The sequence below is a fragment of the Nostoc sp. DedQUE08 genome (assembly GCF_034530895.1).
Classification (GTDB): domain Bacteria; phylum Cyanobacteriota; class Cyanobacteriia; order Cyanobacteriales; family Nostocaceae; genus Nostoc.
In genome coordinates this window covers 1-21,080 of sequence record NZ_JAVRCD010000035.1, presented here as the reverse complement: position 1 = coordinate 21,080, position 21,080 = coordinate 1, and the positions used below count along the sequence as shown (strand labels likewise).

The following is a 21,080-nucleotide window of genomic DNA, read 5'->3' as shown; positions in this document are numbered from 1 at the left end:
AATATTTCACTTAACTCTTATAGATGAAAAATTTGAAATGCATAAAAGTTATAACTATTTAAACTCTAAAACATCAGCCACAGCTATTACTAGTTTAATCTTTCTGGTTAGTTTCCCCTTTCTGATTTTATTAGTATTACCAAGTATTATTTTCAGAGATGATTTTGTTGGAGTTTGGTTAGATAACCCAGGCGATTTTCCTTTTAGTTTTTCTATGGCATTATTTGTCGCTCTATGTTGCAGTACAGCGTCTATTTTAACTTTTCGTGATAAGCGTGAGGATTTTTCTTTTCCCGCAATTATTATTGCTGCACTTCTAGGTTGCATTCTTAATTTAATAATTCTACCTATTAATATTAATAGCATTATTATATTTTTATATTTACTGACTGCTTTTCTGTTTATCTCTCCAATAATTTTAATTATAACTTTGACGATTGATAGTATTTTAAAAAAAGCAAATTCACCGAGGAACTCATTTAAAGTAACATCTAAATTGATATATACAGATATATTTATTATAATTAATCTACTTTGTAGTTTTTTACTAATATTACCTTTTGTTTGTATTTATATATCTTGTAAAATCCAAAATCAAAAAAAATATCGTAACCAGCATATTTTAAAAAATATACTTCCATTATTGATAGTAATTTTAATTCCTTACTGTATAGCTTGTACCACAAAATTAACTCCCGGATTAATTATACCAATTGAATATAGGAATTATCTAGGTTTTAGAGAGTATAACTCTTATTACAAACAAGCAATTACTCAATTGAATGAGTGCAAACAACTCAAAAATTATATCGGTCATATACAAACACAGGGGTTTGCAGAAGGTAGACACTATCAGCAAACTGATTTTTCTGCTGGAGGAGAAGCTGGTCGTTTTGTTCTTGAGTTAGTTGGAGATCGGGGGACTGCTTTTGTTAACGGATGTTATGGTGATTGTCTAGGACAACCAGAGGAATTAGCAGTAAGAGTTTATACAAAATCAGAGGTTAAAAACTTGACTTTTTCTCAAATTTGTCCATAATGTTAAGGTCAACCGAAGACAGAAGCAGTATTGGTTTAATCTGGCGCAATTGCGATCGCACCAGTCTCCTGCTGACCATAACTACTGGTAAACTAAAGGCAACGCCAGTTCTGCTTCCTTCATTTATTCTATGTTTGCTGAAACCTCCTCGCGCTACGTTACCCGCAACCCGGAAATTTTGAGTGGAGAGCCAATAATTATAGGTACTCGGACATCTGTTCGTGCAATTGTCGGTTTGTGGCGATTGGGGATTATGCCAGAAGAAATCCTGAACCATTTGCCACATTTGACGCTAGCACAAGTATTTGATGCCTTGAGTTTTTATCTCGATCATCAAGCAGAGATTAATGAATACATTGAGCAAAACCGAGTACCCGATGAATTAATACATCCGTCTGTAATTAAAAATATTAAGGTGGTCGGTGAATCACACTAACCACCATTTTGAGACTTTATTTAACTATTCCTGAATGACCTGGAATATCTGCCAAAGGTTCAAATCTTCCACCTAAGTATTTGCCGAGAAACTCTTCTGCGATCGCAAGCAAGGGTAGTTTAGCGGCAATTGTCGCAATGTCCGCAACGCAGGTTAGCTGCTTCTTTATCAAAACCAAAGGCATTTAACAAAAACTGCCAACGACACTGCTTAGTTGTTAGGTATTGCTGCATCTGTTTAGCAGCGTGTAATTGCGTCGGTGGCTGATTTCCGGCTTTTTGCCCAATGCTGTAATGGAAAGGATCGAGCCAGTTTAGCTGACCATTGCTATGGAGTAAAGCTAGCGCCGTTGCACCTTCGGGAAATTGTCGAGTTACTGCATTCACTTCTCCCTGTTTTGGTAATTTTTTCACAAGTTGCTGCGCTATTTGTTGTTGCGATCGCATTTGTTCTTGAAAAAACTCCTGTCTTTGCTTATCCCCTGAATCTAACCACCCTGTAGGTTCACTCACCAATGTCAACGCTTCTGCTGGTTTCCCATCCCTTCCAGCGCGGCCAATTTCTTGCACATATTCAGATAGCAGATGCGGCGCGTGAAAATGTGCTACCCAGCGAACATCGCTTTTATTTATCCCCATGCCAAACGCACAGGTACATACAACAAAGGGAATTTTGCCACTTAACCAGCTTGCTTCTACTTCACGGCGTTCTGTTGCACCCAATCCCGCATGATAACTAGCTGTAGCGTAACCCATCTCTGCTAACCATTGGGCTAAATCTTCGCTATCTCTCCGAGTGCGAACATAAACTAATCCCGATTGTTGCGGTCTATTTTGAATAAACTTTAATAATTGTTGTTTCCTACCTCGTGGTGTCCAAGCGATGCGAACGCTGGGATGCAAATTCGGACGGTAAGGATTCAAGCGGAAAATCTCTGGTTGCTGTAATTGTAAAACTGTTTGAATAGTTTTTTGGGCTGAGGGGTCAGCAGTAGCGGTAAAAGCGGCGATACTGATTTTTGTTCCTGGTGGTTTTGATTTGAGCAATGCCGGACGCACCGCCCCTAATCTGCGATAAGCTGGGCGAAAAGTATCACCCCACTGCACTAAACAATGAGCTTCATCTAAAATCAAACCATTAATTTGCAATTGCGGGTGGCATAATCTTTCCCACACTGGGACACTGAGCAAAGTTTCGGGCGATAAATAAAGTAATCTTAGCTGTTGACGTTCTAAAGCTTGCAGAGTTGCACGGCGTTGAGATGAAGACAATTCACTATGTAAAAGCGCTGCTTTTTGGTGGCTTTCTCGTAGTTCCTGAACTTGGTTTTCCATCAACGCCACCAAGGGCGAAACTACTAAAGTTAATCCTGTTTGTAGCAGTGCAGGAAGTTGAAAGCAAATTGACTTACCACCACCTGTAGGCATAATAATCAGTGCATCTTTTTGTGCCAATAAACTGCTGACAATTTCTCCTTGTGGTGGACGGAAATCTTCATAACCCCAAATTTGTTTGAAAGCAGCGCGAACTTCTTGCCAAGATTTTGTTGTAAGCTGATTCATAATCAATAACTAGATGCACCCATATCCTTGAATGCTGAATATAGCTTTTGTTATCCAGCTAATGGCTCAGTAATTTCATCATTTTAACTGAACTGTATTGAGGTAGAAAGCGGGTTTCTCCTGTCTTCTGAACTATTTATTAAATCTCCACTGATAATCCTGGATTAAAGTAATTATTTGGTTCATCTGGATAACCACGCGGATTACAAATAACGCGAGTCAAACCGATTTGATAATCTAATTGATTGTGAATGTGGCCATGAATCCATAATAATGCTCCAGACTCCTCAACGAAAGTATCAAGATTTGAAACATAAGCAGCACTTAAAATATCTTCTTTATATTGAAAAGGTATAGACTTTGCACTAGGAGCATGATGACTGATAATTACATTTTTACCAGACAAGCCAGATAATGTATTTTTTAACCAATTAACTGATTTTTTACAAATTAGGGCTGTGTCAATAGTTCTTAACTTTGAGTATTGAGGACTTAATCTAATTTTCTTGTAATCGTTCATGACTTGACTAGCTTCTACACCTGCCATACGTGGTTCACCAAACAGTTTAAAATCAGTCCATAAGGTACAACCTAAAAAATTTACATCCTCAATGGTAACTAAATCATTCTCTAGAACATGAACATTAGTTCCTAATGAATAATCTTTCAGTTTCTCAACAAGTCTTGGATAAGCACTTCCATAGTATTCATGATTACCTAATACATATATAGCAACCGCCAAGGCGGTTAAGCCATAAACTGGAAGTAGACCTTGATGAAAGCTCCAGTACAACCTCTGGGAAACTTATGCCCAAACCTTATAGTTATGACCTCCGGCAAAAAGTGATCCAAGCAATCTTGCTTGATGGCTTAAAAATTACTGAAGCAAGCCGTATATTTAACATTAGTCGTAACACTATTCGATTATGGCTCAAGCGGCAACGTGAAACAGGAGATTTTCAAGCATTGCCGAATCAACCACCTGGCAATGGGCATAAAATTACTGACTGGGAAAAATTTACTTCCTTTGTCGAGGCTAATGGGGATAAAACTCAAGTAGAGATGGCCAAACTCTGGTCGGAAGAAATTAGCGATCGCACTATATCACGAGCGTTAAATAAAATTGGGTTCACTCGAAAAAAAAAACTTATGGTTATCAACAAAGAGATGAAGTTAAACGATTTAAATTTATTGAAGAGATAACCACGTATAGACCAGAGAACATAGTGTATATAGATGAAGCTGGGATGGATAGTAGAGAAGATTATAGCTATGGCTGGAATCAAAGAGGGAAGCGCTTTTATGCTCTAAAAAGTGGCAGAAGACAAGGACGGATTAATATGATAGCCGCTCTATGTAATGGTCAGTTATTTGCTCCCTTTACGGTAGAAGGATCTTGTAATAGGAGTGTGTTTGAAACTTGGTTGCAAACTTGCTTAATCCCCCAATTAAAACCCGGTCAAATCGTGATTGCAGATAATGCCAGCTTCCATAAAGGTGGACAGATTATTCAATTAATTGAAGCTGCCGGGTGTCAGTTAAAATACTTGCCATCTTATTCCCCCGATCAAAACACAAAATTGAGCGATGTTGGTCATGGTTAAAAAGCCGAATTCGTAAGCAAATAATTCAATTTGGCTGTCTGAGAGATGCGATGGAAGCTGTGCTTCACACAGCGGCTTAACCGCCTTGGCGGTTGCTATATCACTGGTTTATTGGGAATATTTTGAATTGCCCATTTTATTCCTCTTTCTCTTAAATCAATATCTCCAGCTAAAACAACAATATCCGCATTTATATCAGGAGTATTAAAGGGTTTAAATTCAAGATGCAAATCACTTAATATGTGAATTTTCATGCTAATTCTATAATTGCATTGACAGAACGAAAGAAAATCATGATGCGTTTAAATCCCAATGCTATAGCAGCAGTCAGTAATTTTGCGACCATTACAAGAGTGGTTGATTTGGTAAGGCTTTATAATCTCCCGTGCTGACTTTTCGTTGAAGCCAAAGGTTGATTGTATTTCGACTGATTTGAAAAACTTGAGCCGCTTTACTCTTGTTCATCCCGTCTAACTCAATTGCCTGAATTACCTTCTGACGTAAGTCGTAACTGTAGGGTTTTGGCACGATCTGTTCTTGTACTGAATGTTTAGTCAGTATCCAATCGGACTTTAATCAGAGATTATACCGTTTGTCCTAACCATCTTGGCGGTTGCTATACCTCTACTTTCTGCAAAATTAAAAATCTAAAATTCGGTAATGACAAAATCAAATAATTGATGCGCCATTTCTAATTTAGAACAAGGTGCAATTTTTACCTGATTTCCTTGACTATCTAAAAATATCGCTTGATTATTATCGCTACCAAAACCACTATCAGCTCGATCGATAGGATTGGCAACAATAGCATCGAGTTTTTTATTGTGTAACTTTTCTAATGCAGGTTTGACAATATCGCCAGTTTGTGCAGCAAAACCAATTAATCTTTGATGCGGCTGTTTGAGTTGTGCTAACTGGGCAACTATATCCGGTACGGGTTCCAGGGGTAAGGCTTGGGGGAGCGATCGCTTGGGCAATTTCTCTGTACTATAATCTCGTGGCTTCACATCTGCCACGGCTGCTGACATCACAATTACATCAGCATTGGGTAAACATTCCACCATCACGTGCTGCATTTCGTCTGCACTAACAACGGGAATTGCTTGTACTCCCAATGGTACATCCCAATTAGCTGGGCCATGTACTAAGGTGACGTTTGCCCCTCGGTGAAATGCAGCTTGCGCTAAAGCCAATCCCATTTTACCTGTAGAAGGATTACCAATAAACCTCACCGGGTCAAGAAATTCTCGCGTTCCCCCAGCACTAATTAAGACTCGTTTACCTACTAAATCTCGTTTACCTTGAGTGTGTAACAGCGATTGGATGTGAGCCAAAATTTCTGGAGGTTCTGCTAATCTACCAGCACCGATGCGATCGCACGCTAACAATCCTGATGCTGTATTCATCCCATGATATCGGCTATCGATTAATAGCTGTTGCCAATTTCGCTGCACCGATCGCTGTTCCCACATATCAGTATTCATTGCGGGTGCTAACAGCACGGGACAAGTAGAAGCCAACACAGTATTTGTGAGTAAATTATCAGCCATCCCGTAGGCTAGCTTTGCTAATGTATTAGCTGTCAAAGGGGCAATTACCATAATATCTGCCCATTCACCCAACTCAATATGCAACGGACGAGAGTGAGTTGGTTGCCAAAAATCATCATCTGTGTAGGCGGGATGACGAGATAGGGTGGATATTGTCAGAGGCGTGATAAATTTTTGCGCCGAACGGGTGAGGATGACTCGGATTTCCACCCCAGTTTTAAACAGCGTCGAAACTAGTTCACAGATTTTGTAGGCGGCGATACCGCCACCTACACCAATGAGAACCCTGTTCAATTTTAGATTTTGGATTTTGGATTTTGGATTTAAAGGAGATTGCATTGGTACTTTCGGATTAAGCAAGTGAGACATTAACCCCTGATAATCTCTGATTGTAGCCAGTTGACCCCAATCTAAAATCTAAAATTTAAAATCAAAAATTGTTACGCTTCATCGTAGGGTTCCAAGTCTAAGAGGTAGATATAGGGTTCAACTAACTCTGGACGCTGAAATGCGATCGCTCGCAATAGATGCCAATCATTTAAACCCTCAAAAGCATTACTATAATTATCCAGTTCCAGACGTGTAGCTAGTTCTTCTACTTCTACTGCACTCATGGCAGCAATTTCTTTTTGGGAAATGCTTAGAGTTGTCATAATACTTGCCCCTCCCTTATGCAGCACTCGCCTTCAGCATGGGTTAAGTTGCGCTCTTTCGCAGCCACCCAATATATATTACTCATTAGAAGTCATTAAGTTCGTGAAAATTGTCAGAATTTGTACCAGAATTTATAAAAAATTCGTAATCCTGACTAAGCAATTGTATTTACAACGAAATTTCGTAGCACCTCTAACGTTTTTGGATCTATTTCATGCCCCATATCAAATTCGTGGTATTCTACCGCCACTCCAAGAGACTTGAGAGTTTCTCGTGCCTTCAAAGCAGCTTGCAGGGGCACAACTTCATCATATTTACCGTGAGTGATTAAAGTCGGCCCAATCCCACTTTTAGCTGCCGTTAGCGCGTCAGGATGTAAATACCCACTCATGACAACTAAACCTGCTAAGGGCAATTTTGAGCCGACATCTAAAGTCATTGCTCCGCCTTGAGAAAATCCACTCAAAATGGTACGTGACAAAGGTATGCCAGTGGTACTTTCTAAAGATTCCAAGAAATCTGTTAGCAGTTGCCGACTTTCTGCCAAACCTTGATACATATTTTCCCCCCGCAGCTCATACCATGCCCTCCCTATCGGGGAATAGGGATAAGGATAAGGTGCATTGGGCAATACAAACTGGTAATCGGGTAAGTTGAGCAATGGTAACAAAGATGCTACATCCTCAGCATTAGCACCCCAACCATGCAAAGTGACAATTAAGCCTGCTGCGGGTTGAGAAGTTGCTGTGGGAACGGTAATGGCTTGTAAAGACAGAGGTTTACTCCTAAAATTCTACTTTTATACATAGATCCTATCTCTTTAAGCAGACTTAGTATTTAGTGGCATTTGCTGCTTTACATTTACTATTTGTTCTCTGCTTCATCTTCAAGTAGGATCGTATTGAGAAGATTCAGTTCGCTAGATGCCATAAAGTAGCGATCGCTAAAAACTGTTGATTCCTAATCAAATTTTAGGGAATTAATCCAGCTTGTTGAAAGATTGCGTGAGGGGTAATTTCCAATTCTGGTAGTAAATCATCAGTAATTATTTGATGAAATCGATAAGTAATCGGCAAGGAAGATGCTGCAAATACAGTTATAGTTCTAGCTTTTGTATCAACCACCCAAACACAAGAAACATCAGCTTTCAGATAATCAGTCGCAATTTCTGCAATTTCACCAAAAGTTTGACCAGGTGAAATGATTTCGATGACTAATTCAGGTGCGACAGGACAAGCTTCGTCTAATAGCCAATCAGCAGGAAGACGGTTATAAGAAATATAGGTCAGATCGGCTACAGGCATCCAATCTTGTTGATTTCGCGTTAGTTTAATTGCCCATTCAATCACAACTCGACCTTTTGCTTGTGCCCATGCAGACAATAGTATAAATAAAGCACCAGTAGTCGAGCCATGAAAAAATTTTGGTGACATTCCATTATCTTTATATTTAGGTACAGCTTCACCATTAACAAACTCGTATGTAATATCTCCTTCGGGAAGTGCGAGAAATTCTTCTAGGGTGAGGCGTTGATTAGAAGACTGAACCATAAGTGTTACGTGGAAAAAGATGCTTACTTTTAGTTTAGGCGATCGCAAATATTAGAGACTAAGCCTACTTAGTCCTTATTTTCAGCATTTTCGACAGTGCTAACTGTGGGGGATGTAAGCATATAAATTACACGAATCAATATTATTCCTCATAGTCTTGAAGTGAACCAAGGCTTATGCAAAACTTGAGATCCTTCGCTTCTAGCCTACTTTTAAGGAATCGATCAATGGCGCGTCTAGCCCTGCTGAGTGTATCTAACAAAACTGGTTTAATTGACCTAGCCCGTAGCTTGGTTGAAGAATTCGACTTTGATTTAATCAGCAGTGGGGGAACAGCCCAAGCACTCAAAGATGCTGGACTCCCAGTTACTAAGGTTGCTGATTACACAGGTTCGCCAGAAATTTTAGGTGGTCGAGTTAAAACGCTACATCCCCGAATTCATGGCGGAATTTTGGCACGGCGGGATGTTCCTCAAGATATTACAGATTTGGAAAATAACCAAATTCGCCCGATTGATTTAGTGGTGGTGAATCTTTATCCTTTTGAGGAAACGATCGCTAAACCAGGGGTAACATTAGCTGAAGCTGTTGAACAAATTGATATCGGTGGCCCGGCTATGCTACGGGCATCATCGAAAAATTTCGCCCATTTGGCTGTATTATGCGATCCCGCACAGTATGACGAGTATTTAGAGGAATTGCGGCAAAATAACGGCGAAGCATCCCTAGAGTTTCGGCAAAAGGCGGCATTAAAAGGATTCTCGCACACTGCTAGCTACGATCGCGCGATTGCATCTTATCTCGCCCAAGCAGAGCAGTACACCCTTAGCGGCACACAATTGCAATCTCTGCGTTACGGCGAAAACCCTCATCAACCCGCCAGCTGGTATCAAACTGGTACTACCCCAACAGGATGGGCAGCTGCTACAAAATTGCAAGGCAAAGAACTTAGTTACAATAATTTAGTTGATTTAGAAGCTGCACGCCAAATTATTGCGGAATTCACTGATACCCCAGCAGCAACGATTATCAAACATACAAATCCCTGTGGTACGGCATTGGGAAATACTATTTCCGAAGCGTATCAAAAAGCTTTCAACGCCGATTCTACTTCTGCCTTTGGTGGAATTGTCGCACTCAACCGTCCGATTGATGCGGCTACAGCTAGCGAGTTAACTAAAACATTTTTAGAGTGTGTGGTTGCACCAAGTTGTGATGCAGAAGCTGAAGAAATCCTTGCCAAAAAGTCTAACGTGCGGGTTTTGACTCTAGCTGATTTGAGCAGTGGCCCTAAGGATACAGTGAAAGCGATCGCAGGTGGTTTTCTTGTCCAAACTAGCGATGATATAATTGCTGACACCAGTCAATGGCAAATAGTTACCGAACGTCAACCCACCGACAGCGAATTAGCGGAATTGCTGTTTGCGTGGAAAGTTTGCAAACACGTTAAATCGAATGCCATTGTTGTCACAAGCGATCGCACTACACTAGGAGTAGGTGCTGGTCAAATGAACCGCGTCGGCTCAGTTAAAATTGCTCTAGAACAAGCTGGAGAAAAAGCCAAAGGTGCGACTCTCGCCAGCGATGGATTTTTCCCCTTTGATGATTCAGTCAAAACAGCCGCAGCCGCAGGAATTACAGCCATTGTCCAACCTGGGGGAAGTTTGCGCGATAAAGATTCTATCATTGCTGCCAACGAACTGGGCTTACTGATGGTATTAACTGGTGTACGTCACTTTTTACACTAAATCATTGCTTATTAGGTGTGCAGTTTACAAAGTGTCACACTAAATACTTTCTTTATAATTGAAGCAATGATATTATCTAATCGTGTGTGAGGAGCAAGTTAAAAATAAAAAGCGCCTGGGGTGGAAACACGGCAACACTCCCAAGCGCTTTTTAATTTGTCAGAAATTGGATTGCTTATGCAGTTTTGAAAATGTCACTCAATATACTTGCCATTTGATAGAAGTAGTGATATTATCTATTTGTGTGTGAGGAGCAAGTTAAGAATAAAAAATGTCTGGGGTGGAAACACGGCAACACTCCCAGGCATTTTTTAATTTCTATATAAAAATTATAGAAATTAACGCTTCATAAAAATTATAGAAATTAACGCTTCCAAAATAATTTCATATTTTTACTTCCAGTTAAAGACACGAATATTGTTAAAGTTAATCACGTCGACTTCTACACTCGGAAGATAATTTGCTAGCTTGAAGTCATCAGTTAGGACAAGATACTTACCTTTAGATAAAGTTAGGATTCCACTGTCAGTAAGTCCAAATTTGATAAATTTTTCAGTATTAACAGCATCTAAACTCTTTATATAGTATTCATCCAACATATCAGCATTTTGAACAAATAGAGCAAATATTGTAAAGCACTGAGAACGTTCAGGTTCAACAAGTTTATCGACAAAGTTAGAGACTTCAGTCAAAATATTTGGGGTTGTTACAAGTTTCCGAAATTTGCTAATGATTCCTACCAGAAGATCGTAATCTTCTGGTAGGAATTGCTGCGTTCGATTAAATCGGGTTATTCTTTCTCGATTGACCGTCCCAACAAAGTAAAGAAGTAGGATATTTGTATCAATTAAAATTCCCTTTTGGTGATAACGACGAATTAGGGAATTAATCATATCTTTCATACTTGTCTAATTTTCATTGCTTCTACTTCGCCAGTTTGAGAATTCACTTTAAAAAGTTTATATTCTCGTTCATACAACACAGGGGTAGAAGCAAGAGAAGAAGGAATTAAGTCTTCCAATCGGCTTTTAGGAGCTTTTTTAGGAATATCAAACCCTAGAGTAATCAACCAGAAGCTTTTATCCTCAGAAAGTTCAACTTCTTCAAGTCTCAAATCTCCTAATGAAGAACCCATCATGTCTTGTATGGATTTTATGTATCCATAGGCAGCATTTACTGCTGTTTTGACATCAATCATAATTTTATTTGATCCCTGACATAAATTTGCCAATTTAATACCTTATTATAGTAATTTATCCTTGGGTACTGGTAATTGGTTAGCACATAAATAGCAAGATCCACTCTACCTATAGCGTTTCTTTGCTAGTAAATGCAATATTCTTTCAGATAATTTTAATAAAAATCAATTGAGTAAATTTTAATATTGAGAAATCTTTTGCAAAAACTCTCTGACTTCTAGTGGTTTGCAGAGAATAATAACTTGCTGGTTCGGTGTTACTTGACTAAGTTTTTCTAAAATTCCAGGGCGATGAGTAATTGGGTATGACCAGATATACTTGAGAAATTCCCAATTCAATCTTTCAAGACAATCTGATGCCATATCAAATCGAGATTGTCCTGCATATATAAAGCGACGTTTAATTACTCGCGATAAACATAAAAGCCGGGGAAAGTCCAAAAAAATTACCGTATCTGCAACCGACAAACGAAGGTCGAGAGTAGCGCCATAATTACCATCCATAATCCAAGATTCTCGTCGGGTTAGGTCTTGGATAATACTTTGCCATTCAGTTTTTGGAGTCTCAACCCAACCAGGATTCCAGTACCAAGCATCCAAGTGAATCACTTCTAAACTTAAGATGGTTCCCAATTCGCGGGCTAGGGTAGATTTACCAGCACCTCCAGAACCAATGATTAAGATTTTCTTCACTTTAGATGTGCATCTCCCTTTTCAAACCCAAAAGGTAAGCATTGCTCACCCAAATAACCGTCTTCAGAGCAACTCAATACGCCGCTACAATAGTACCACTACAAGGATTATGCCCAAATTATTGATATTATGACCACTGCTACGACTGTAAAAACTGAGTATGAAGCGATTATTGGTCTAGAAACCCATTGTCAACTGAGTACCAATACCAAGATTTTCTCTAATAGCTCTACGGCATTCGGCTCTGACCCCAATACTAACATTGACCCGGTTTGTATGGGTTTACCTGGGGTTTTACCTGTACTCAATCAAAAAGTATTAGAATACGCCGTCAAAGCTGGTTTGGCACTAAATTGTCAAATCGCTAAATATAGCAAATTTGACCGTAAGCAGTATTTTTATCCAGATTTACCGAAAAATTACCAAATTTCTCAATACGATCTACCGATCGCAGAACACGGTTGGTTAGAAATTGAGTTGGTAGATGCTGAGGGTAATCCAATTCGCAAACGCATTGGCATTACGCGTCTGCACATGGAAGAAGATGCGGGAAAATTGGTACACGCAGGTAGCGATCGCCTCTCCGGTTCTTCCTATTCTCTGGTAGACTACAATCGCGCAGGTATCCCATTAGTAGAAATTGTTTCCGAACCCGATCTGCGTTCTGGACTAGAAGCGGCTGAATATGCCGAAGAATTGCGTCGGATTGTCCGGTATCTCGGCGTGAGTGACGGCAACATGGAACAAGGATCTCTGCGTTGCGATGTCAACATTTCTGTGCGTCCAGTGGGACGAAAGGAGTTTGGCACCAAGGTAGAAATTAAAAACATGAACTCCTTCAGCGCCATCCAACGGGCGATTGACTACGAAATTGAACGCCAAATCGCTGCCATCGAAGCAGGCGATCGCATTATCCAAGAAACTCGGCTGTGGCAAGAAGGCGCTCAATGCACAAGTAGTATGCGCGTGAAAGAAGGTTCTAGTGATTACCGCTACTTCCCCGAACCAGATTTAGCACCAATTGAGGTGTCAAATGCACAATTAGAGCAATGGCGTAGCGAACTACCAGAATTACCAGCCCAAAAACGCCATCATTATGAAAATGAGTTGGGGCTTTCCGCTTACGATGCGCGAGTGTTAACAGAAGATCGTTCAATAGCCGAATATTTTGAAACTGCGATCGCATCTGGAGCAAATCCCAAAGCTGCTGCCAACTGGATTACTCAAGATATTGCCGCACACCTCAATAAGCAAAAACTCACTATTAGTCAAATCGGGCTGACTCCCACCAATTTAGCAGATATTATCACTCGCATTGAAACGGGTAAAATTAGCAATGCTCAAGCTAAACAAAAGTTGCCAGATTTGCTTAGTGGTATTTCTCCTGAAAAAGCCTTTGCTGGTCTTGAGTTAATCACCGATCCTAGTGTACTGGAACCCATTGTCGATGAAGTCATAGCCGCCAATCCCAAAGAACTAGAAAAATATCGCAACGGTAACACCAACCTCAAAGGCTTCTTTGTCGGACAAGTTCTCAAAAAGACAGACAAACGTGCCGATCCTAAGCTGACTAACGAATTGGTCGAGAAAAAACTGAACGTTTAGAGTTTCGGTCAAGCTAGCTTTGCTGGGTGAGGAAGTAGGAGGAGCAGAGGGGCAGGGGAGCAGGGGAGCAGGGGAGAAGAGTTTTCCCCTCAGCAAGAGCAGCACCCCGCCCCTCTGCCTCTTATGCCCAATCCCCCATGCCCAATTCCCAATTTCCCGACTAAGTATTTTCCCGGTCTTGCTTCACACAATCTTCATATAAAAGCTGGTGACAACCCTCATACGTAAAATGATATGCTGTGGTAAGTAGATGCACCCTGATGATCTGGAGAGCTGCCTAAGTAGCTCTCTTTTTTATTTTATTTTCGTGGTATTTACGGATAAATTTCAAAATTTTTAGAAATCGCCTCAATAAATAAGTATTAACCCTTAAAAAGTAAATGAGAGAGATTAGTAAGTAGATGTATCCTAACGATCTACAGAGCAACCCAAGTAACTCTCTTTTTTTTGTTTTAGTTTTTCGTCATAAGAAAGGTAAAAACAATTATGCCAATCGCCAACTGGTGCATTATTATTGCCTTCAGCAAATAAACTCACAATAAAAAGGACTGGGGACTGGGGAAGTAGGGCAAAACTAATAACTCTTAACTCCTAACTCAGCACTGAGAACTTTTCCAAGGCACTTTTGTAAAGTACATATTGACCTATCTAACCTGATAGTTGTAAAGGAAGAATGATGGCAGATTGGCAAAAAATCACAGGTGGTATCACAGCACCAAGGGGGTATCAGGCGGCGGGAATTACCGCAGGATTGAAACCTTCGGGGTTGCCCGATTTAGCTTTGATATTCTCAGAGGTGGAAGCGATCGCAGCTGGTGTATTTACCACCAGCCAAGTGAAAGCTGCCTGCGTAGAATATTGTCGCCAACGCTTGCAAGCCAAACAAAGCGCTCGTGCCATCCTCTGCAATGCTGGACAAGCAAACGCCGCGACAGGAACTCAAGGCAACCTTGATACCCTAGAATCTGCTCTAGCAGTAGCCCAAGCCCTGAACATCTCGTCTGAATCTGTGTTATTGGCTTCCACTGGTGTGATTGGTCAAAGAATTAAGATGGATGCTTTGCGAAGTGGAATTCCTAAAGTAGTAGCAGCACTATCAGCAACAGGTTCAGATGCTGCTGCTGGGGCGATTATTACTACAGACTTGGTAACAAAATCCATTGCTCTACAGACAACTATAAGCGATCGCCCGGTAAGAATTGGCGGCATTGCCAAAGGTTCCGGCATGATTCACCCCAATATGGCAACCATGCTGGCGTTTGTGACTTGTGATGCTGTGGTTTCGCCTCACCTTTGGCAACAGATGTTAGCAAGGGCAGCTGATAGAAGCTTTAATTCCATCACTGTGGATGGTGACACCAGCACCAACGACAGCTTAATTGCCTTGGCAAACGGTCAATCTCGCACCCCAGCAATTACAGAATGGGGCGCAGAAGCAGAGAAATTAGAGGCGATGTTAACAGCAGTTTGTCAGCATTTAGCCAAAGCGATCGCTCGTGATGGTGAAGGTGCAACCTGTTTAATAGAAGTAGAAGTAACAGGGGCCCATGATGAAATTTCAGCCCGACAAATAGCCAAAACCATCGCCGGTTCATCCTTAGTTAAATCTGCAATCTTTGGACGCGATCCAAATTGGGGACGCATCGCCGCCGCCGCCGGACGTGCAGGTGTGCCATTTGAGCAAGAAAACCTGCAAATTAAGCTAGGGAATTTCTTAATGTTAGAAAATGGACAACCTCTGCAATTTGACCGTGCAGCAGCAAGTGCTTATTTGAAAAAAGCATCAATGGGTGCTTATCTTCAAGAAGATACAGTGTCAATCTCCGTTAACGTTGGCAATGGTTATGGTGTAGGTAAAGCTTGGGGTTGTGATTTGAGTTATGACTACGTGAAAATTAACGCCGAATACACTACCTGAACTACTCCAATTGTTTGCCTTGTAGAGACGCGATTCATCGCGTCTTTAGCCAAGGATGTGTTGCAATCATTAATTAAATTGGTATCAGAATAGTCTTACAGTTTCTTATGCTGTGGCTGGACGGGGAAAATGCCTAAGAAGCATATAGAACTTAGAAGGAAGAGATAGTTTCTTCGTGGTGTTTGAAAACGGCAGATAGTTGCGATCGCAAGATAATAAATACACCTATTTGAGGTATTTGCTTAGGTCTTCAACTTTCCCAGCCTTACCATCTCACTCTCACCGCAGTGCGCTCCTAAATTATAGGGATAACATAATGGTTGTGATAAATAAAAACTTATATATAACAAATAACTATTAAAATTAAGTTACAAAAGAAGTGAAGACAGGAAATCATAAGGTAAACATAATACTCATCATAAATAAGAGTTTATATATTAGAAATTCTTCCTATAGTTAACTAAAATAGATAAACTTTTCCTTATACATCCAATCTAATATTTATTTAATAATCTCGACTCCAAGTTAACAATTTCGGCTTCAAAGGCTGTAAACTGATTTCAACAAGGTGAATGATACCTCTGCATCACACTAGAAAAGCAGAGCCAATAATTTAACCGAGTTTTTATATAGCTAGCTATTTCATTAATGAGATGGCTGCGATCGCTTGGCAAAATATAGCTTGATTAATCATTAATAATGCAAGAAACCAAGATTTTTTGCCTAAATTGTCATAGCTATAAAAAATAACATTTACGTTTTCAGGAGATATTTATGACAGAATTTTTTAACCAAATTTCTCGCCGCAAATTCATCTTCACAGCCGGAGTATCTGCGAGTGCTGTATTGCTCAAAGGCTGTTTGGGTAATCCTCCTGAAAACCTGACTGGTGGAAGCTCTCAAGCACAGCCAACTGCTCAGTTGGTTGCTAATATTAGCCCCGAACAAACACCAGAAACTACTACAGTGAAGCTGGGATATATTCCCATTGTAGAAGCGGCTCCTTTAATTATTGCGAAAGAAAAAGGCTTTTTTGCCAAGTATGGGATGACTAATGTTGACCTTTCCAAACAAGCTTCTTGGGGTGCAGCCAGAGACAACGTAGAAATTGGTTCTGCTGGTGGTGGTATAGATGGCGGTCAATGGCAGATGCCAATGCCACATTTAATTACAGAAGGTTTAATTACTAAGGGGAATCAAAAAATTCCCATGTATGTATTATGTCAATTAATTACGCATGGAAATGGAATTGCGATCGCAAACAAGCACCAAGGCAAAGGTATTAGCTTACAACTCGCTAGCGCTAAGTCTTTATTCAAGGAATTAAAATCTTCAACTCCTTTCACAGCTGCATTTACCTTTCCCCATGTCAACCAAGATTTGTGGATTCGCTACTGGTTAGCAGCAGGCGGCTTAGACCCGGATGCAGATGTCAAATTGCTCACAGTACCAGCAGCGCAAACTGTGGCCAACATGAAAACAGGAACAATGGATGCCTTTAGTACAGGCGACCCCTGGCCTTATCGCTTGGTGCAAGACAAAATCGGCTATGTAGCAGCATTAACCGCAGAAATTTGGAAAAATCATCCTGAAGAATATCTTGCTATGAGAGGCGATTGGGTTGATAAAAATCCCAAGGCTACCAAAGCAATTTTAAAAGGAATTATGGAAGCCCAACAGTGGTTAGATAATTTTGATAATCGCAAAGAAGCGGCTCAAATTCTCGCTGGACGAAATTATTTCAATCTTTCGTCACCAGAAATTCTCGCAGATCCATACCAAGGCAAATATGACATGGGCGATGGTCGCAAAATTGATGATAAATCAATGGCTGCTTACTATTGGAAAGATGGAAAAGGTAATGTTTCTTATCCATATAAGAGTCACGATTTATGGTTCATCGCTGAAAACGTTCGTTGGGGATTCTTGCCAAAAGATTACGTAGACAATAATGCTGCTAAGGCTAGAGAACTTATCAACAAAGTCAACCGTGAAGATATTTGGAAAGAAGCTGCCAAAGAAGCTGGTATTGCTACTGCTGATATTCCTACAAATACATCCCGTGGTGTAGAAGAGTTTTTTGATGGCATCAAATTTGACCCTGAAAAGCCAGAAGAATATTTAAAGAGTTTGAAAATCAAAAAAGTCAGTGTTTAGTCATTGGTCATTGGTCATTGGTCATTGGTCATTAGTAACTGACAAAGGACAAATGACAAAGGACAAAGGACAAATAACAAATAAAATTTCAGGAGAATACAGCATCATGACACTCGCCCAAAAACGCCCTGCAAGCCCTAGATTGAATAATAGCTTTATCTCCAGCCTGAAAAAGCAATTTCCTGACCTGATACCACCAACGATCGCGATCGCCATCTTCCTCATTCTCTGGCAACTCTTCGCTTGGATTCCGGGAGCCACATTACCAGGGCCAATACAAGTTATCCAAGACACTTGGGTTCTAATTTTCTGGCCATTTTATGACCGAGGTGGCATTGATAAAGGTCTATTTTGGCAGATTCTCGCTAGTCTGCAACGAGTTGCCATCAGTTATACCCTAGCTGCGATCGTTGGTATTGCCTTGGGCATTTTGATTGGGGTTAATAAAACCATGTCCAAAGCTTTAGACCCCATCTTTCAACTACTGCGGACAGTACCACCTCTAGCTTGGGTTCCGATTTCTTTAGCAGCTTTACGACAAAACGAACCCGCCGCCTTATTCGTAATTTTCATCACCGCCATTTGGCCCATCTTAATTAACACTGCTGTCGGCGTTACCCAAATTCCCCAAGATTACAACAACGTCGCCAAAGTTCTCCAACTTAGCCGCAAAGAATATTTCACCAATATCTTGATTCCTGCGGCATTACCCTACATCTTTACTGGATTGAGAATTGCGATCGGTTTAGCTTGGTTAGCGATTATCGCCGCCGAAATCGTCATGTCCGGTATTGTCGGCATCGGCTTTTTTATCTGGGATGCCTATCAAAATAACAACGTCAGCGAAGTAATTTTAGCTCTAGTTTATATCGGCGTTGTTGGGTTGCTTCTAGATAAAGCGATGGGCTGGCTGCAAAACAAGATTTTACCAGCAGAGCAAAAATAGTCATTAGTCATTAGTCATTAGTCATTGGTCATTTGTAAAAAATTAAGGACTAATGACCACATACCAAGGATAAAAGACTAATGACGAAAGACAAATGACAAATGACAAATGACAAAGGACAAATGAGTATGTTCGTAGCTGTCGATCAAATTGAAAAAGTTTTTGAATTAACTGGTGGTGGCAAATATATTGCCCTCAAAGGAATCGACCTCCAAATTAAAAAAGGAGAATTCATTTCTTTGATTGGTCACTCCGGTTGCGGTAAATCCACACTGTTAAATATGATTGCGGGTTTGGATTTGCCAACTGAAGGTATTGTCACTCTCGAAGGACAAAGAATCACCAAACCCGGCCCAGACAGAATGGTGGTGTTCCAAAATTACTCGCTATTACCTTGGCGGACGGTAAGAGAAAATATTGCCCTCGCTGTGGACTCAGTAATGAAAGGTTCACCCGCAGCCGAACGCCAAGCCATTGTCGAAAAACATATAAATATGGTGGGTTTGCGTCCCCATGCTGATAAACAACCGGGAATGTTATCTGGCGGACAAAAGCAGCGAGTTGCGATCGCCCGCGCTTTAGCGATTCGTCCTAAATTACTCTTGCTAGATGAACCATTTGGTGCATTAGATGCACTCACACGCGGCAATTTGCAAGAACAACTCATGCAAATCTGCGAAGAAAATCAAGTTACCGCCGTGATGGTAACACATGATGTCGATGAAGCAGTGCTGTTATCTGACAGAATCGTGATGTTAACCAACGGCCCCGAATCTAAAATCGGCGACATTTTAGAAGTGGATATTCCCAGACCCCGGAAGCGGATGGAAGTAGTAGAACATCCCAGCTACTACAGCTTGCGGAGTGAGATGATTTACTTCCTCAATCAGCAGAAACGGATCAAGAAAATTCGGGCGCGGAAAACTGCCGACGTTGCCCGTCATGGATTAGAAAAAGTTAACCTAGAAATTGGCTTTTTACCTCTGACAGCTTGCGCCCCCTTAGCAGTTGCTAAAGAAAAAGGCTTCTTTGTCAAGCACGGTTTAGATGAAGTTAACCTGGTGCGCGAAAGTAGCTGGCGGGGTATAGAAGATGGCATCAGTGGCGGTTATTTGGATGCGGCTCAAATGCCTTCAGGGATGCCGATGTGGCTTTCTTTGGGAGGACATAATAACCAACCTCTACCCGTTGTCACCGCCCTCACCATGACTCGCAACGGTAACGCCATCACCTTGGCAAAACGCTTTTACGACCAAGGCGTGCAAACCTTATCAGACTTCAGAAATCATCTGATTCTCACCCACGAACAACGGCATACAATGGGGGTAGTGCATCCCGCTTCTATGCACAACTTGCTATTGCGTTACTGGCTAGCGGCTGGTGGAATTGACCCCGATAGCGATGTGGATATGAAGACCATTCCCCCAGCGCAGATGGTAGCTGACTTAAAAGCTGGAAGCATTGATGGTTACTGCGTCGGCGAACCTTGGAACTACCGCGCGGCTGTGGAAGGTGTCGGTTTTACCATCGCTACCGACTTAGAAGTTTGGCTGGGACACCCCGGTAAAGTTCTTGGTGTGCGGGAAGATTGGGCAGAAAATTATCCAAATACGCATATTGCTTTGACTAAAGCTTTGTTAGAAGCTTGTCAGTATTGTGCAAATCCCGAAAATACCGAAGAAATTCGGCAAATTTTAGCAGGGCGAGATTACGTCAGCACTGATTTAGAATATATTCAACTCGAAGATCCAGATAGTCTCAGTTGTGATTTAAACCATCCGTTGCGGGATTATGCCCATCACCAGTTTTATTCTGAGTCCGCCATTAACCGCCCCAGTCGCACCGAACAAATTTGGATTATGAGTCAATTGGCGCGTTGGGGTGATACTCCCTTCCCCAGAAATTGGGTAGAAGTTGTGGAACGGGTGTGTCGCGTGCGTGTTTTCAGTACCGCCGCACGAGAATTAGGTTTGGATATCAGCTATATTCGCCAACCGATCAAACTGTTCGATGGTACTCCCTTTAACGCCGACGATCCGATCGCTTATCTCAACAGCTTGAAAATTAAACGTGATTTTTCAGTCGCGGAAGTTGTTCTTGATGCACCCAGAAGGAGACTCGCCTCATAAAAAAATCGTGAGAGAAAGAGGGAGTGGAAGAAGTAGCACATCACGCGCGAACCTTTTTACTCCGTTAACGAGTGTTTGAGCTGGATGAATCCACCTTTTATCTCCGTTAACGAGTATTTGAACTGGATGAATCCACCTTTTATCTCCGTCAACGAGTATTTGAACTGGATGAATCCACCTTTTATCTCCGTTAACGAATGTTTGAACTGGATGAATCCACCTTTTTACTCCGTTAACGAGTATTTGAACCGGATGAATCCACCTTTTTACTCCGTTAACGAGTATTTGAAC

General features: G+C 41.0%; 19 protein-coding genes and 2 pseudogenes. 10 read left to right on the top strand and 11 right to left on the bottom strand.

Features of this window, described 5'->3' with window-relative positions; all coding sequences use genetic code 11:
* Positions 1–37 precede the first annotated feature (37 nt).
* Positions 38–1,039 (top strand): hypothetical protein, encoded by a 1,002-nt coding sequence (locus tag RMY64_RS22055; RefSeq protein ID WP_322701106.1) that lies wholly within the window; start codon positions 38–40, stop codon positions 1,037–1,039.
* A gap of 130 nt (positions 1,040–1,169) precedes the next feature.
* Complete coding sequence (locus RMY64_RS22050; protein ID WP_322701105.1) at positions 1,170–1,475, top strand: DUF433 domain-containing protein; 306 nt, start codon at positions 1,170–1,172, stop codon at positions 1,473–1,475.
* A 119-nt stretch (positions 1,476–1,594) separates the two neighbouring features.
* Here the strand turns inward: RMY64_RS22050 and RMY64_RS22045 are convergent, their stop codons facing one another.
* Entirely contained in the window at positions 1,595–3,037 is a 1,443-nt protein-coding gene (locus RMY64_RS22045) for an ATP-dependent DNA helicase RecQ (RefSeq protein ID WP_322701104.1), read from the bottom strand.
* 139 nt (positions 3,038–3,176) lie between these two features.
* Positions 3,177–3,830, bottom strand: coding sequence for a metallophosphoesterase (locus RMY64_RS22040; protein ID WP_322701103.1), 654 nt, complete (start codon positions 3,828–3,830; stop codon positions 3,177–3,179).
* A gap of 14 nt (positions 3,831–3,844) precedes the next feature.
* On the opposite strand from RMY64_RS22040, the pseudogene RMY64_RS22035 reads away from it, so the two are divergent.
* Positions 3,845–4,721: pseudogene (locus RMY64_RS22035) on the top strand (IS630 family transposase).
* Positions 4,722–4,736: 15 nt separating this feature from the next.
* On the opposite strand, the gene RMY64_RS22030 reads toward RMY64_RS22035, so the two are convergent.
* From RMY64_RS22030 to RMY64_RS22005, 6 genes and pseudogenes are all read right to left on the bottom strand, one after another.
* Positions 4,737–4,895, bottom strand: a complete 159-nt coding sequence (locus tag RMY64_RS22030; RefSeq protein ID WP_322685983.1) for a hypothetical protein — start codon at positions 4,893–4,895, stop codon at positions 4,737–4,739.
* A gap of 106 nt (positions 4,896–5,001) precedes the next feature.
* Positions 5,002–5,169: pseudogene (locus RMY64_RS22025) on the bottom strand (IS630 transposase-related protein); the annotation flags it as partial.
* 119 nt (positions 5,170–5,288) lie between these two features.
* Positions 5,289–6,530, bottom strand: a complete 1,242-nt coding sequence (gene coaBC, locus RMY64_RS22020; protein WP_322685984.1) for a bifunctional phosphopantothenoylcysteine decarboxylase/phosphopantothenate--cysteine ligase CoaBC — start codon at positions 6,528–6,530, stop codon at positions 5,289–5,291.
* Positions 6,531–6,631: 101 nt separating this feature from the next.
* Positions 6,632–6,844, bottom strand: coding sequence for a DUF2555 domain-containing protein (locus RMY64_RS22015; RefSeq protein ID WP_094351471.1), 213 nt, complete (start codon positions 6,842–6,844; stop codon positions 6,632–6,634).
* Between the two features lie 155 nt (positions 6,845–6,999).
* Positions 7,000–7,605 carry an alpha/beta hydrolase gene (locus RMY64_RS22010; protein ID WP_416211849.1) on the bottom strand — a complete coding sequence of 202 codons (606 nt, stop codon included), beginning with the start codon at positions 7,603–7,605 and terminating at the stop codon, positions 7,000–7,002.
* Between the two features lie 211 nt (positions 7,606–7,816).
* Complete coding sequence (locus RMY64_RS22005) at positions 7,817–8,395, bottom strand: Uma2 family endonuclease (protein ID WP_322701102.1); 579 nt, start codon at positions 8,393–8,395, stop codon at positions 7,817–7,819.
* 227 nt (positions 8,396–8,622) lie between these two features.
* Between RMY64_RS22005 and purH the strand changes: the two genes are divergently transcribed.
* Positions 8,623–10,143 (top strand): bifunctional phosphoribosylaminoimidazolecarboxamide formyltransferase/IMP cyclohydrolase, encoded by a 1,521-nt coding sequence (gene purH / locus RMY64_RS22000; protein WP_322701101.1) that lies wholly within the window; start codon positions 8,623–8,625, stop codon positions 10,141–10,143.
* Positions 10,144–10,535: 392 nt separating this feature from the next.
* On the opposite strand, the gene RMY64_RS21995 is transcribed toward purH, so the two are convergent.
* The 3 genes from RMY64_RS21995 to RMY64_RS21985 form a co-directional block, all read right to left on the bottom strand.
* Positions 10,536–11,036 carry a PIN domain-containing protein gene (locus tag RMY64_RS21995; RefSeq protein ID WP_322685988.1) on the bottom strand — a complete coding sequence of 167 codons (501 nt, stop codon included), beginning with the start codon at positions 11,034–11,036 and terminating at the stop codon, positions 10,536–10,538.
* A gap of 5 nt (positions 11,037–11,041) precedes the next feature.
* The gene (locus tag RMY64_RS21990; RefSeq protein ID WP_322675481.1) at positions 11,042–11,341 is read right to left on the bottom strand and encodes a hypothetical protein; all 300 of its coding nucleotides are present in this window, start codon (positions 11,339–11,341) and stop codon (positions 11,042–11,044) included.
* Positions 11,342–11,521: 180 nt separating this feature from the next.
* Positions 11,522–12,034, bottom strand: coding sequence for a DNA topology modulation protein (locus tag RMY64_RS21985; protein ID WP_322701100.1), 513 nt, complete (start codon positions 12,032–12,034; stop codon positions 11,522–11,524).
* Positions 12,035–12,163: 129 nt separating this feature from the next.
* Here RMY64_RS21985 and gatB point away from each other — a divergent pair, with 129 nt between their 5' ends.
* The 6 genes from gatB to RMY64_RS21955 all read left to right on the top strand — a co-directional run.
* Complete coding sequence (gene gatB, locus RMY64_RS21980) at positions 12,164–13,639, top strand: Asp-tRNA(Asn)/Glu-tRNA(Gln) amidotransferase subunit GatB (protein WP_322701099.1); 1,476 nt, start codon at positions 12,164–12,166, stop codon at positions 13,637–13,639.
* A 676-nt stretch (positions 13,640–14,315) separates the two neighbouring features.
* A complete protein-coding gene (gene argJ / locus RMY64_RS21975) occupies positions 14,316–15,557 on the top strand; it encodes a bifunctional ornithine acetyltransferase/N-acetylglutamate synthase (RefSeq protein WP_322675482.1) in 1,242 nt (413 codons plus the stop codon).
* 774 nt (positions 15,558–16,331) lie between these two features.
* On the top strand, positions 16,332–17,714 hold the full coding sequence (locus RMY64_RS21970; RefSeq protein WP_322701098.1) for a CmpA/NrtA family ABC transporter substrate-binding protein: 1,383 nt from the start codon (positions 16,332–16,334) through the stop codon (positions 17,712–17,714).
* A gap of 106 nt (positions 17,715–17,820) precedes the next feature.
* Positions 17,821–18,660: a nitrate ABC transporter permease gene (ntrB, locus tag RMY64_RS21965; RefSeq protein WP_322675476.1), complete on the top strand. Its 840-nt coding sequence runs from the start codon at positions 17,821–17,823 to the stop codon at positions 18,658–18,660.
* Between the two features lie 122 nt (positions 18,661–18,782).
* Complete coding sequence (locus RMY64_RS21960; protein ID WP_322701130.1) at positions 18,783–20,789, top strand: nitrate ABC transporter ATP-binding protein; 2,007 nt, start codon at positions 18,783–18,785, stop codon at positions 20,787–20,789.
* Between the two features lie 84 nt (positions 20,790–20,873).
* Positions 20,874–21,080: hypothetical protein (locus tag RMY64_RS21955; protein ID WP_322701097.1), on the top strand; the 207-nt coding region annotated here is incomplete at its 3' end.

Excerpts from the sequence above, each read along its gene's own strand:
- RMY64_RS22055 (WP_322701106.1), top strand. The coding sequence starts at position 38 with ATGCATAAAAGTTATAACTATTTAAACTCTAAAACATCAGCCACAGCT.
- RMY64_RS22050 (WP_322701105.1), top strand. The coding sequence starts at position 1,170 with ATGTTTGCTGAAACCTCCTCGCGCTACGTTACCCGCAACCCGGAAATT.
- RMY64_RS22045 (WP_322701104.1), bottom strand. The coding sequence starts at position 3,037 with ATGAATCAGCTTACAACAAAATCTTGGCAAGAAGTTCGCGCTGCTTTC.
- RMY64_RS22030 (WP_322685983.1), bottom strand. The coding sequence starts at position 4,895 with ATGAAAATTCACATATTAAGTGATTTGCATCTTGAATTTAAACCCTTT.
- coaBC (WP_322685984.1), bottom strand. The coding sequence starts at position 6,530 with ATGCAATCTCCTTTAAATCCAAAATCCAAAATCCAAAATCTAAAATTG.
- RMY64_RS22015 (WP_094351471.1), bottom strand. The coding sequence starts at position 6,844 with ATGACAACTCTAAGCATTTCCCAAAAAGAAATTGCTGCCATGAGTGCA.
- RMY64_RS22005 (WP_322701102.1), bottom strand. The coding sequence starts at position 8,395 with ATGGTTCAGTCTTCTAATCAACGCCTCACCCTAGAAGAATTTCTCGCA.
- purH (WP_322701101.1), top strand. The coding sequence starts at position 8,623 with ATGGCGCGTCTAGCCCTGCTGAGTGTATCTAACAAAACTGGTTTAATT.
- RMY64_RS21995 (WP_322685988.1), bottom strand. The coding sequence starts at position 11,036 with ATGATTAATTCCCTAATTCGTCGTTATCACCAAAAGGGAATTTTAATT.
- RMY64_RS21990 (WP_322675481.1), bottom strand. The coding sequence starts at position 11,341 with ATGATTGATGTCAAAACAGCAGTAAATGCTGCCTATGGATACATAAAA.
- gatB (WP_322701099.1), top strand. The coding sequence starts at position 12,164 with ATGACCACTGCTACGACTGTAAAAACTGAGTATGAAGCGATTATTGGT.
- argJ (WP_322675482.1), top strand. The coding sequence starts at position 14,316 with ATGGCAGATTGGCAAAAAATCACAGGTGGTATCACAGCACCAAGGGGG.
- RMY64_RS21970 (WP_322701098.1), top strand. The coding sequence starts at position 16,332 with ATGACAGAATTTTTTAACCAAATTTCTCGCCGCAAATTCATCTTCACA.
- ntrB (WP_322675476.1), top strand. The coding sequence starts at position 17,821 with ATGACACTCGCCCAAAAACGCCCTGCAAGCCCTAGATTGAATAATAGC.
- RMY64_RS21960 (WP_322701130.1), top strand. The coding sequence starts at position 18,783 with ATGAGTATGTTCGTAGCTGTCGATCAAATTGAAAAAGTTTTTGAATTA.